This is a genomic window from Halobaculum sp. XH14 (assembly GCF_032116555.1).
In the GTDB taxonomy this organism is placed as follows: domain Archaea; phylum Halobacteriota; class Halobacteria; order Halobacteriales; family Haloferacaceae; genus Halorarum; species Halorarum halobium.
Genome location: NZ_CP134949.1, coordinates 1662371 through 1674511 on the forward strand (window position 1 = coordinate 1662371; position 12141 = coordinate 1674511).

Genomic DNA, 12141 nt, shown 5'->3' on the forward strand with positions numbered 1-12141 from the left:
ACAGTTATTAATTTTCGTTAGGAAACGGGGGACGACGAGTGTTTCCAATGCACACGGTAGTTCTGACGAAAGGTGTTCCCGACTTCCGCGAGGGGGTGGTGTCGTTCGACGAGGACGGCCACCTCGAGCGCGGGAACACCCCCACGACGATGAATCCGAACGACGAACACGCCCTGCGCGCGGCGTTACAGACCCGCGTCCGCCACGGCGGGCAGGTGGACGTGATGAGCATGGGCCCGCCCGGCTACAAGGACGTCCTGCGCGAGGCGATGGAGTCGGTGTACGCCGACGACCTGTATCTCGTCTCCGACAAACAGTTCGCCGCCGCCGACACCTGGGCGACGGCGATCACCCTGGCGACCGCCATCCAGCACCGGGGCGAACCGGACCTGGTGTTCGCGGGGTTCAAGACCGCAGACGGGGAGACGGGCCACACCGGCCCCCAGACCTGCTGGTGTCTGGACGTGCCGATCATCACCCACGTCGTCGCGCTCGACGTGGATCAGGAGGAGGAGCGAGTGCGGGCAAAGCGGCTCGTCGAGGGCGACGTCTCCGAGATTGAGACGGTCGAGGCGCCGATGCCGGCCTTCATCGTCGCGGACCCGGAGTTCGAGCCGTCCTACCGCACCGCGCGGGACCGACTGGAGCGCAAGCGACTCCGCGCCGACGCCCGCGACCGGGCCGAGACCGCCGAGGAGCACGTGACGATGTGGGACCACTCGGAACTGAACCTCGACCCGGACTACGTCGGACTGGACGGCTCGCCGACCATCGTGAGTTCCGTCGACCCCATCCCGAAGGCACCCTCCGAGCGGGAGGCGACCGTCGTCGACCCCGACGACGCCGATGGGATGTCCGCGGTCGTGGACGAACTCGCGCCGTTCGCGGGGGGTGACTGACCGTGCCGTCGTTCGACCCGTCGGAGTTCGACGTCTCCGAACTCGGACCGAAGGTCCAGGGCATCGAGGACGTCGAGGAACTGGAGGAGCTGCTCGCGGCCGAGGAGGATGGCGAGAACCGAGCGGCCGTCCTGACGGTCATCGAGAGCCGAATCGAGTCGCTCTCGGCGGACGACGAGGAGGGGGACGCGGACCTCGACCTCGCGGAGATGAGCGCCGCCGACGTCGGCAACGCGCTGCAGGGCATCGACGACGTCGAGCGACTCCGGGACATGCTCGACCGCGAGGAGTCCGGCGAGGATCGCGACGCCGTGACGCGGCTGATCCGGCGACGCATCGACTCGCTGGAGGGCGGGGACGGGGAGGATGAGGAGGCCGGCGACGAGGAACCCGAGAGCCCCGAGGAGCGCCATCCCGATCTCGACCACCCGACCGCCGACAAGCGGTACGTCAAGGCCCTCGAGAGTGGCTCCTTCGGCGACATGTGGGTGTACTGTGAGACGCAGGCGGGCGAACTGCTCGACGTGACGCGCGAGATGCTCGGGCACGCTCGCACGATGATGGACGACTACAACGAGACGTACGTCGACGACGACGCCGAGGACGAGCGCGTCGTCGCGGTGCTCATCGGCGACGACCCGGCCCGACACGCCGACGACTGCATCGCGCTCGGCGCGGACGTCGTCGTCTACCACGAGGACGAGCGCCTCGACCGGTTCCGACACAAGCCCTACACCGAGATCTTCGCGGACATGGCCCGCTGGGGTGCCGACCCGCCGAACCGGGCGGGCTCGGAGGGCCACGGCGGCGAGACGGCCGACTGGCGCGACTACGACGAGCCGCGGTACACGCTCTACCCCGCCACGAACAACGGCCGTGACCTCTCCGCGCTCGCGCAGGCCGAACTCGACTCGGGGCTCGCCTCGGACTGTTCGGGGCTCTACATCGAGGAGACGGTCATCTCGAACCCGGTGAAGACCGGCAGCGCCGGCACGAACCGGACGTTCGAGCGCGTGCTCCACATGAAGCGCCCGGACTTCTCGGGCTTCGAGTACTCGACCATCCTCTGTCTCGACAACCCGAACCGCGAGTTCCACCCGCAGGGCGCCTCGGTCATCCCGGGGAGCTTCGACCTCCCGGACCCCGACGATGACCGCGAGGGGCTGGTGGTCGAACACGACGCGGACCTCGATGACGACTGGTTCCGCGTCGACGTGACTGAGTTCGACCGGCTGGAGGGTGGCGTCGACCTCACGGGCCACGACGTGGTCGTCGCCGTCGGCCGCGGCATCGGCGACGACCCGACGCGTGGCATCGAACTCGCGGTCGACCTGGCGGAGGCGTTCGAGGACGCCGACGTCGGCGTCTCGCGGGGCATCGTCACCGGGTCGTACAACTTCGACGGCCACGTCGAACGGTACACCGAGGAGGAGCGACAGATCGGCGAGACGGGGCAGGTGATCGAACCGGAGATCTACATCGCGGCGGGCATCTCCGGCGCCGTCCAGCACAAGGTCGGCTGTGACGAGTCGGACACCATCGTCGCGGTGAACACCGACCCGGACGCCCGCATCTTCGACTGGTCCGACTACTTCATCGAGGGCGACCTGTTCGAGGTGCTGCCGGAACTCACGGAGGCGGTGAAGGCCGGGGAACTGAGCGTGGCCGCCGACGGCGGAATCGTGCGGGGCGGAACCGACGACGATGCTGCCGAGGGGCGACGGGGTGATTCCGATGAGTGACACACGAGACGCCACGACGGACCGGGGAACCGACACCGTGACCGACGGGGGGACGGCGACTGCGGCCGGCTCCGCGGGGGCCGACGCGGCCGACGTGACCGACGCCGAGCAGTTCGAGGCGGTCGTCGTCGGGGCCGGGCCGGGCGGCGCGGCCGCCGCAGCGGTGCTGGCGAACAACGGCATCGAGACGCTGGTGCTGGAGCGGGGCGTCGAGGCCGGCTCGAAGAACGTCTCGGGCGGGCTCATCTACGCCGAACAGTCGGCCGCCTACACCGTCGACGACCTGTTCCCCGAGTTCCGCGAGGGCGCCAGCGAGCGCCCGGTCACGCGGAACCACATGGACAACATCGCGGGCGAGACGGTCCACACGGTGGACCTGAAGGGCGTCCACGAGCACGACACCGAGTGGTGTGACTCCGTGCTGCGCCGACCGATGGACGCCTGGCTCGCGGAGCGGGTTCACGAGATGACCGCGGAGACGGGCGGCGGGCTGCTCACGGACGTCCGGGTGAACGGCCTGCTGTGGGACGACGGCGAGATCGTCGGCGTCACCTGCGACGAACTCGACCCGATCCGCGCGGATCTGGTCGTCGCGGCCGACGGCGTCAACAGCGAACTGGCCCGCGCCGCGGGCCTCATGGACTGGGACGAACCCGACGAGTGGTTCCAGGGCGTGAAGGCCGTCGTGGACGTCGAGCCGGACGTCATCGACGAGCGGTTCGGCATCGACGAGGACGAGGGCGTCGCCCGGCTGTTCGGCGGCGACCTGTTCGACGGCGTGCGCGGGGGCGGCTTCCTCTACACGAACCGCGACTCGCTCTCGATCGGGACCGTCTTCCACCTCGACAGCCTCGCGGACGAGCGCGCGGAACCACACGAACTGCTCGACAACCTGCTCACTCACCCGCACCTCGGCCAGTGGCTCCCGGACGAGTACGAGGAGCGCGAGTACTCCGCGAAGCTCGTGCCGGACTCGAAGAAGGTCGCCCACGGCTCGCCCCACCGCGACAGGCTGCTGCTGGTCGGCGACGCCGCCGGCCAGATGCAGGCTCAGGGGCCGATCATCAAGGGGATGAACCACGCGGTCAACGCGGGCGGGCTGGCGGCCGAGGCGTACGTCGAGGCCAAGTCGCGCAACGCGCCCCACCGCGCGGGCGAGCGGTACGAGACCAAGCTCCGCGAGGAGGGCGTGATGGACAAGCTTCGCCCGACCAGGTACGAACTCTCCCGGCCGCTCAGCGAGTCCGGCGTCGTGACCGGCGCGCTCGACGGCCTCGCTCGCTCGGCCGTCGGTCGGTTCGGCGTCAGGGCCGTCGGGGGGCTCACGGAGCGGGTGTTCAACTCGCCGTTCGCGCTCGGGATGCTCCCCGATACGCACACGTCCTACGTCACCGTGCCGACCATCCTCGCCGAGGAACTCGGCGAGCCCGTCACCTCGGAGAACGACGCCGACCCTCCGACCCTGGAGGAGCGAATCGGGGAGCTCACCTACGACACCGACGTCGGGAACCCCCACATCGAACTGCGCGACAACTCCTACGAGGCCAGCGGCGTCGCCGTCACGGCCTGCCCGGTCAGCGCAGACGGGTTCGGCGGGGGCTGCTACCGCGAGGAGACCGTCAAGTCGAACGGGAGCGAGGAGCGCGTCGTCAGCCTCGACACCCAGCCCTGCGTCGAGTGCGGGACCTGCGCGGTCGTCGCCGACACGACCTGGACGCACCCGCGCGGCGGCAAGGGCGTCGAGTACGATCAAGGATGACGGGAACCGGGACGGGGTCGGACGCCGCCGGCGACGGGGACGGCGCCGACGGCCGTCGCTCGGACGCGCTCCCGTCCATCGAACGGCTCGCCGCCGACGCGCGCGAAGCGCGCGAGGCGGCGGACGCACCAACGGACCCGCCCGACTCCGAGGCGGCCCTCGTCGCGGCCCGGGACGGGCTCGGACCGGTCGTCGCCCGGTACATCGCGGCGCGGACGGGGGAGACGGAGCGACTCTCGGCGCGACAGCTCGACGGGCTCGATCGTGCGACGAACGACTGGCTCGCGGCGTACGCGCGCCACCACGGCGTCGAAACCGACCCGGACGTCACCGTTCGGACGGCCGCGGAACTCGTCATCGAGACGCATGACGTCGTGGCGACGGCACGGCTGCTGACCGACGTTCCCGACCGCTGAGCCGCCTCGCACCGGGTTCGGGCACGTACAGTTAAGTGATGTTAATTGTTATCATCGTTCATGGAGTTGACCGAGCGGCTGTCGTTCACCGACGACGACCGAAAGGACCTGTACCAGTACGTCGAGCAGCACGGGACGGTGCGCGAGGACGCGGCCCGGCGCGCGCTCAACATGGACCAGACGGCGTTCGGCCACCACGTCACGGTGCTCCAGCGGGACGGCTACGTCAGGCGCGTCGACGGCAAACTCACCGTGGCGTACGGCGAGGAGGAGTCCCGCGAGCATAGCGCGGGCGGCGTGGACTACGTCATCCGCCAGGCCGGGCAGGCCGACCTCTCCGGCCTCGTGGACGTCATCCGCCGGGTCGCGGGCGACGGCAGCTACATCGAGGCCGAAACGGTCGCCGACGTGGTCGAGTCCGAGGAGGTCGTCCTCCGGCACAACCAGCTCGGCTCCCGGCTGTTCTTCGTCGCCGTCGTCGACGACGCGGTCGTCGGCTGGGTCCACCTCGACCTGCCCGAGGCCAGGAAGCTCGCTCACACGGCCGTGTTGACGGTCGGCCTGCTCGCGGAGTATCGGGACAAGGGAATCGGGGAGCAACTCCTCGCCCGGGGCGAGGAGTGGGCCACGGAACAGGGGTTCGAGAAGCTGTACAACAGCGTCCCCTCCACGAACGAGAACGCCATCGCGTTCCTGGAAGCACACGGCTGGGAGACCGAGGCGGTCCGGGACGACCACTACCGGATCGACGACGAGTACGTCGACGAGGTGATGATGGCCAAACGGCTCGACTAGGGCCACTCCGAGTCGGTCCCCTCCAGCGGCTCCGCGACGACGCCGTCCTGCTGGACGAGCGCCCTGGCGTGGGCCGCACAGACGCTCCGGTCGGCGTCCCAGGGGACGTGGAGGCGGACGCTCGCGGCCGCCTCACAGTCGTCCTCGGTACACTCCGCCATCGCTCGGTCATTCTCCGCCGCCCGTTATCGGTCTGTCGCCCGTGGGAGCGGTGACTCCGACTGGACTCCGTGGTGTTTTGTGGGCTCGGCGTCTCCCGCTCGACGAATGGCGCTCCACGACCTCACGCGGCCCATCGAGGACGGCATGGCCACGTATCCGGACGACCCGTCCGTCGCCGTGTCGCCCCACGCGAGGATGGACGCTGACGGCTACCGGGTCAGTGAACTTCGGCTCGGAACCCACGCCGGGACGCACGTCGACGCGCCGAGCCACGTGCTCGCGGGCGGCGCGAGCCTGGGGGAGTTCGACCCCGAGGCGTTCCGGTTCGACGCGCACGTCGTCGACGTGAGCGACCTGGGCGCGCGGGCGGAGATTCCGGCCGAGGCGGTTCCCGCGACCACCGCCGACCTCGTCCTGTTCTACACCGGCTGGGCGGCGCACTGGGGAACCGACCGCTACCGGGCACACCCGTACCTCTCGCGGCGGGCCGCCGAGCGCTGTGCGGGGCGGGGACTCGCCGTCGGGCTGGACTGCTTCGGGCCGGACCCGACGCCGCTCGCTCCCGGATTCGTCGTCGAGACGGACCGCGACGACGACGCCGAACCGGACCTCGACGGGTACGGGACGCCCGCTCATCGAGCGCTCCTGGAGAAAGGCTGCCTGATCCTCGAGAACCTCGTCGAGCTCGACGGGCTCCCCGAGCGGTGCTCCGTCACCGCACACCCGCTCAGCGTCGACGCGGACGGGGCGCCCGCGCGGGTCGTCGCGGAGACCGGCGAATAGGGTCGGGAGCCGGCCCCCGGCGGCGATCTCGGGACCCCGGTGTGAGCCCGCCACGCCACCGTGTATCGACGTCACATGGACGGGATACTTTGAAAGCGTTTATACGGCAACCCGGCCTACCGATGGAGTACAACCTTCCCGGGGTCGTGACCCTCCCCGTCGTCAGGGATTTACAGCGGCGGGGAAGTCGAGCCGCCGGGAGGGAGGAGATCCACAAATGTCAGTCTACGTCGACTACGATGTACCCGCGGACCTCGCGGAGCGAAGCCTCGACGCGCTCGAGGTCGCCCGCGACACAGGCACCGTCAAGAAAGGAACCAACGAAACGACCAAAGCCGTCGAGCGCGGCAACGCCGACCTCGTCTACGTCGCCGAGGACGTCGAACCCGAGGAGATCGTGATGCACCTCCCCGAACTGTGCGAGGAGAAAGGCATCGCCTACGTCTTCATCGAGACCCAGGACGACGTCGGCCACGCCGCCGGCCTCGAAGTCGGCTCGGCCGCCGCCGCCGTTACGGACGCCGGCGACGCCGACGAGGACGTCGAGGACATCGCGGACAAGGTCGAGGAACTCCGGTAACCGACCATGTCGGCTGAAGAACAAGAGAGCGGCTCCACGCCCGCCGAGGTCATCGAGATCGTCGGCAAGACCGGGATGCACGGCGAGGCCATGCAGGTCAAGTGCCGGATCCGGGAGGGCGACAACCAGGGCCGCATCATCACGCGAAACGTCCTCGGTCCCGTGCGGGAGGGCGACGTCCTCCAGCTGCGCGAGACCCAGCGGGACGCGGACGCGATCGGAGGTCAGTAACCAATGCCACAGCATCGAAACTGCGACTACTGCGGCGCGGACATCGAACCCGGTACGGGCACGATGTTCGTCGGGACGGACGGGAGCATCACGCACTTCTGCTCCGCGAAGTGTGAGAAGAACGCTGATCTCGGGCGCGAGGCCCGGGATCTGGAGTGGACCGAGGCGGGGAGCGAATGAGCGACGCCGCGGAACGCACCTTCGTGATGGTGAAACCCGACGGCGTCCAGCGGGGGCTCATCGGGGAGATAGTCTCCCGATTCGAGCAGCGCGGCCTGAAGCTCGTCGGCGGGAAGTTCATGCAAATCGACGAGGAGCTAGCCCACGAACACTACGGCGAGCACGAGGGCAAGCCGTTCTTCGAGGGGCTCGTCGAGTTCATCACCTCCGGGCCCGTCTTCGCGATGGTCTGGGAGGGCGCGGACGCGACGCGGCAGGTCCGCAGCATGATGGGCGAGACGGACCCGGCCGAGTCTGCCCCGGGGACGATCCGTGGCGACCTCGGGCTCGACCTGGGTCACAACGTGATTCACGGTTCCGACCACGAGGACGAGGGCGCGAACGAGCGCGAGATCGCGCTGTTCTTCGACGACGAGGAGCTGGTCGACTGGGACCTCGACGCCGCGGAGTGGGTGTACGAGGACGCCGGCGGTCACTGAGTAGCTGCACTGACTTCTGCGGCACGTCACTCTCGAGCTCCGTGCGATACCGTCAACAGCATCGGTGCGACCGTTGTGACGACCGCGGAAGCCCCCGCGACTCTCGGCTCCCGCGACCACGCTGCGCTCCTCGCTCCCTCCGGTCGCTGTGGTGCTTGCGGGGTCGGGGTTCCCCGAGAGCCGCGGCCCCTTCCAAGTCCCACCCTGCCGGCTTTCCGGCCGAGCGTCGGTCCTCTGACCACCGGCTGCGCACGCCGGGGGTAGTCCAGCGTAACGCTGGCCGGCCGACGGTCGGTGGGATGCGGCCGGCGCACACGCGAGCGACCCGTGGGAGCGAGCCTGCGCCCGCGGGAGGCGTGGGGAGCATACGCGATGTAGCCCGACCTTCCACGGGACGGGACCGAAAGGGGCCGAGCGCTCGAACCGTCCCGGACGACGCAAGCACCGCAGCGACCGAGGGAGTGAGGAGCGCAGTGAGGCCCGGAGGGTCGAGCGCCCGGGGCTTTCGAGGTCACGGTATTGGTCCCCACGGTCTGCTCACCAACCTCCCAGCCACACGCACATGGCTCCGGTATCGCAAGGGTCCAAGTCCCCCCGGACCCACCGAACACCCATGGTCACGTTCCTCGCCGGCGGCACCGGCACGCCGAAGTTGCTGGAGGGTGCCGCCCCCGTCTTCGCCCCCGCGGACACGACGGTCGTCGGCAACACCGGCGACGACGTCGAACTCGGGGGGAACCTCGTCTGCCCCGACGTCGACACGGTGCTGTTCGCCGGCGGCGGCGTCCTCGACCGCGAGCGCTGGTGGGGAATCGCCGACGACACGACGGCGACCCACGACGAACTCGCGCGACTCGCGGAACGGGCCGACCTCGAACCGGGGCCACGATACCTGCCCGACGAGGCACAGACCGCCGGCCGCGACATCGCGCGCTGGCGCCGGTTCTCGGGCGTCGCGGAGTTCATGGAGATCGGCGACCGGGACCGCGCCGTCCACGTCACTCGCACCTCGCTGCTCGACGAGGGCCGCTCGCTCACGGAGGTCACCCGGACCCTTGCGGCCGCGTTCGAACTCGACGTCGACCTCGTGCCGATGAGCGACGACCCCGTGGCGAGCATCGTCCACACCCCCGAGGGGGAGATGCACTTTCAGGAGTTCTGGGTCGCGAGACGCGCCGAACCGACCGTCGAGAACGTGGAGTTCCGCGGGGCCGACGCGGCCGAACCCGCGGCCGCGGCCCTCGACGCGCTCGCCGACGACGTGGTCGTCGGCCCCTCGAACCCCGTGACGAGCATCGGGCCGATGCTCGCGGTTCCGGGCATCGAGGAGGCCCTGCGGGAAACCCGCGTCGTCGCCGTCTCCCCGTTCGTCGAGGACGAGGCGTTCTCGGGACCCGCCGCCGACCTCATGGAGGGGGTCGGGTACGAGTCGAGCACCGCCGGCGTCGCCGACGCCTACCCGTTCGTCGACGCGTTCGTGCTCGACGACTCGGACGGGACCGACCTCGACCGGCCGGTCGTCCGGACCGACACGCGGATGGACGAGGAGGCTGACGCGGAGCGGGTCGCCGGCGCCTGTGACACGGCGCTGGAGGCGGTCTGATGTCCGGCTCCGGGCGACCGTTCGACCCGCCAGTCGCGCTCGCGTCGCTATCGGGCGAGTCCGTCCACGAGTGGGCCGAACGCGGTGCGGAGTACGCCGGGGCGGCGTTCCTCGGGGGCATCGCGATCGACGAGGAAAGCCGGGAGGCGGCCCGGGCGATGGTTGCCGACCGCGACCGAACCGAGTTTCTGCCGGCGGACCCGCTGGCGTGGATCGACCGCCAGCTCTCGGCGCTCGCGGATGCCGACGTCCGGCCCGCCGTGAACGTTCGAAGCGCGACCGTCCCACCCGTTCGCGCCGCAGCCGAAGCCTGTGTAGCCCACGGCGCGATCCTCGAAATCAACGCGCACTGTCGCCAGGCGGAACTGTGCGCGGCGGGCTGTGGCGAGACGCTGCTTCGTGATGCCGACAGGCTCGCGGAGTACGTGAGGGCCGCGAGCGAGGCGGGCGCGACGGTTTCGGTCAAAGTGCGCGCCGAGGTGGCGGGCGTCGAACTGCGTGAGACGGCCGCCGCCGTCGAAGCCGCCGGCGCCGACTGTCTCCACGTCGACGCCATGGACTCGGAGGGCGTGGTCGCGTCGGTCGTCGAGGCCGTCCCCGACCTGTTCGTCGTCGCGAACAACGGGGTCAGGGACGCACGAACCGTCCGCGAGTATCTCACGTACGGTGCCGACGCCGTGAGCGTCGGCAGGCCGAGCGACGACCCGCGCGTGCTCCGGCGCGTTCACGACGCGACCGCCGAGTGGTTCACCGAGTCCGAGCAGAGACGGGAGGTCCAGCCGTGAGCGACCACGCCGCGAACGCCGAACTCGCGCTGCTGCTGGAGGTCGCCGGGACCCCGAAGCCGGGCAACGTGGACCGCCAGCGCGACCTGCCGAACCTCCGGTTCGAGCAGTTCCTCGCCGGGGCGGTCGGCGCGCGGGAGGGACTGGAACGCGCCGCCGCCGGTGAGCCGGTGGGAGAGGCGTTCGAGACGGCGGTCGCCGGGATGAGCGAGCGATCGGGCGACAACACGCAGTTCGGTTGTCTCCTCCTGCTGGTTCCCTTGGTTCGTGCAGCGGCTGCGGGCGATCTCTCGCGGGCGGGCGTTCGCGGGGTCCGTGCGGAAACCACCGTCGCGGACGCGGTCCGCTTCTACCGGGCGTTCGACCACGTCGACGTCGCGGTCGCGGACCCGCCGGAGGGGATGGACGAACTGGACGTACGCCGCGGGGGCGACGCGGCGGCGACGCTGCGCGACCGCGGACTCACGCTCGCGGACGTGATGGCCCGGTCGGAGGGGGACGCGAACGCACGCGAGTGGGCCGAGGGGTTCCCCCGGACGTTCCGCGCGGCCGAAGCCATCCTCGCTGACGAGGGGCCGGTCACCGACCGCGCCGCCCGCGCGTTCCTCGACCTGCTCGCGGAGTCCGAGGACACCCTCGTCCGGATCAATCACGGCGAGTCGGTGGCCACGGAGATCCGCGAAGGCGCCCGCGAAATCGGTTCGCTCGCCGAGGCGGAGGCCTGGGCCGACGAACTCGTCGAGCGGGGAATCAACCCGGGGACCACCGCCGACCTGACTGCGGCGGCGCTGTTCGTCGCGCTCGAACGGGGAGTCGAACCGTGACCGACGAGGACTCGATCCCGAGGGCGAACGGGACCGTCGAGTGGCCGGTGCGCCTCCGGGGCGTCACCGAGTCCGTCGTGGCGACGCTCGGGCCGAACGACCTCTGGAACCTCGCGGCACTGGGGCTCCACGCGCCCGAGGAGGACGGCCGTGACGCGGGCGACCCCGTCCGGGCGCGAACCTGGGGGCACACCAGAACCAGGCGGAACTTCGAGGCGCGTGGCGAGGGCGTCGTCCAGTTCGTGACCGATCCGCGGGAGTTCGTCGACGCCGCGGTGACCGTTCGGGAGGAGCCGGAACCGGTGCTCGACTCGGCCGAGGCCTGGGCCCGCGTCACGGTCGAACGAGTCGGTTCCGGGACGGAGGGTGACACGGAGTGGCTCGACTGGCACCTCGCCCCGGTCGAGACTGTTTCGCGGGAGCCCGAACCGACGACGATCGATCGCGGCTTCGCCGCCGTGATCGAGGCGACGGTCGTGGCCTCCCGGCTCGACGTTTCCGGATACGACACGGGGGAACTGCTCGACCGACTCGCGTACTTCGCGGACGTGGTCGATCGCTGTGGGGGACCGCGCGAGCGGGCGGCCTTCGAGACGCTCTCGACGGCGACCGAGTGGCGGAAGCGCCGGTGAGCGTTTCGAACGCTTTTAGTTCTCGTCAGGAGAACCGTTCCACATGGCGATCAAACCGAAGTACATCAAGCAGCTGGCGAACGTGCTGCTCGAGGAGTACCCCCAGTCGTTCAACCAGGACTTCGAGACGAACAAGGAGAGCGTGGAGACGCTGACGAACGTCGAATCCAAGGGCGTCCGGAACCGCATCGCGGGCTACATCACGCGCAAGAAGTCCGGCGCGGCCGCGAAGGCGGCGTAATCGGGTCACCGTTCTCGCTCGTACCGTCGA

The 12141-nt window shown here is 70.1% G+C and carries 15 protein-coding genes and 1 pseudogene; 15 read left to right on the plus strand and 1 reads right to left on the minus strand.

Translation table 11 applies throughout. The features are described 5' to 3' along the window. Positions 1-47: 47 nt before the first annotated feature. From RJT50_RS08495 to RJT50_RS08515, 5 genes are all read left to right on the plus strand, one after another. Positions 48-899, plus strand: a complete 852-nt coding sequence (locus tag RJT50_RS08495; RefSeq protein WP_313690768.1) for an electron transfer flavoprotein subunit beta/FixA family protein — start codon at positions 48-50, stop codon at positions 897-899. A 2-nt stretch (positions 900-901) separates the two neighbouring features. Next, the gene (locus RJT50_RS08500) at positions 902-2641 is read left to right on the plus strand and encodes an electron transfer flavoprotein subunit alpha/FixB family protein (RefSeq protein WP_313690769.1); all 1740 of its coding nucleotides are present in this window, start codon (positions 902-904) and stop codon (positions 2639-2641) included. Positions 2642-2735: 94 nt separating this feature from the next. Continuing rightward, positions 2736-4400, plus strand: coding sequence for an FAD-dependent monooxygenase (locus RJT50_RS08505; RefSeq protein ID WP_313695954.1), 1665 nt, complete (start codon positions 2736-2738; stop codon positions 4398-4400). Beyond that, positions 4397-4816: a DUF8055 family protein gene (locus RJT50_RS08510; RefSeq protein WP_313690770.1), complete on the plus strand. Its 420-nt coding sequence runs from the start codon at positions 4397-4399 to the stop codon at positions 4814-4816. Before RJT50_RS08505 ends, RJT50_RS08510 begins: the two co-directional genes overlap by 4 nt. Positions 4817-4876: 60 nt before the next feature. Next, positions 4877-5611, plus strand: coding sequence for a GNAT family N-acetyltransferase (locus RJT50_RS08515; protein WP_313690771.1), 735 nt, complete (start codon positions 4877-4879; stop codon positions 5609-5611). Here the strand turns inward: RJT50_RS08515 and RJT50_RS08520 are convergent. Next, positions 5608-5772 (minus strand): DUF8014 family protein, encoded by a 165-nt coding sequence (locus RJT50_RS08520; protein ID WP_313690772.1) that lies wholly within the window; start codon positions 5770-5772, stop codon positions 5608-5610. The genes RJT50_RS08515 and RJT50_RS08520 overlap by 4 nt on opposite strands. A gap of 106 nt (positions 5773-5878) precedes the next feature. Between RJT50_RS08520 and RJT50_RS08525 the strand changes: the two genes are divergently transcribed. The 10 genes and pseudogenes from RJT50_RS08525 to RJT50_RS08570 all read left to right on the plus strand — a co-directional run bounded on the left by RJT50_RS08525 (position 5879) and on the right by RJT50_RS08570 (position 12111). Further along, entirely contained in the window at positions 5879-6556 is a 678-nt protein-coding gene (locus RJT50_RS08525; RefSeq protein ID WP_313690773.1) for a cyclase family protein, read from the plus strand. Between the two features lie 217 nt (positions 6557-6773). After that, the gene (gene rpl7ae / locus RJT50_RS08530) at positions 6774-7136 is read left to right on the plus strand and encodes a 50S ribosomal protein L7Ae (protein ID WP_313690774.1); all 363 of its coding nucleotides are present in this window, start codon (positions 6774-6776) and stop codon (positions 7134-7136) included. Positions 7137-7142: 6 nt separating this feature from the next. Beyond that, positions 7143-7367: a 30S ribosomal protein S28e gene (locus RJT50_RS08535; RefSeq protein ID WP_313690775.1), complete on the plus strand. Its 225-nt coding sequence runs from the start codon at positions 7143-7145 to the stop codon at positions 7365-7367. 3 nt (positions 7368-7370) lie between these two features. Further along, positions 7371-7532 (plus strand): annotated as a pseudogene (locus RJT50_RS08540) (50S ribosomal protein L24e); the annotation flags it as partial. A gap of 11 nt (positions 7533-7543) precedes the next feature. Then, positions 7544-8026 carry a nucleoside-diphosphate kinase gene (gene ndk, locus RJT50_RS08545; RefSeq protein WP_313690777.1) on the plus strand — a complete coding sequence of 161 codons (483 nt, stop codon included), beginning with the start codon at positions 7544-7546 and terminating at the stop codon, positions 8024-8026. 613 nt (positions 8027-8639) lie between these two features. Then, complete coding sequence (gene cofD / locus RJT50_RS08550; RefSeq protein WP_313690778.1) at positions 8640-9629, plus strand: 2-phospho-L-lactate transferase; 990 nt, start codon at positions 8640-8642, stop codon at positions 9627-9629. After that, on the plus strand, positions 9629-10414 hold the full coding sequence (locus tag RJT50_RS08555) for a tRNA-dihydrouridine synthase (RefSeq protein WP_313690779.1): 786 nt from the start codon (positions 9629-9631) through the stop codon (positions 10412-10414). Before cofD ends, RJT50_RS08555 begins: the two co-directional genes overlap by 1 nt. Continuing rightward, entirely contained in the window at positions 10411-11238 is an 828-nt protein-coding gene (locus tag RJT50_RS08560) for a triphosphoribosyl-dephospho-CoA synthase (protein ID WP_313690780.1), read from the plus strand. The genes RJT50_RS08555 and RJT50_RS08560 overlap by 4 nt, the downstream gene beginning before the upstream one ends. Beyond that, positions 11235-11870 carry a DUF447 domain-containing protein gene (locus RJT50_RS08565; RefSeq protein WP_313690781.1) on the plus strand — a complete coding sequence of 212 codons (636 nt, stop codon included), beginning with the start codon at positions 11235-11237 and terminating at the stop codon, positions 11868-11870. Before RJT50_RS08560 ends, RJT50_RS08565 begins: the two co-directional genes overlap by 4 nt. A gap of 43 nt (positions 11871-11913) precedes the next feature. Further along, positions 11914-12111, plus strand: a complete 198-nt coding sequence (locus RJT50_RS08570; protein ID WP_313690782.1) for a 30S ribosomal protein S17e — start codon at positions 11914-11916, stop codon at positions 12109-12111. Positions 12112-12141 lie beyond the last annotated feature (30 nt).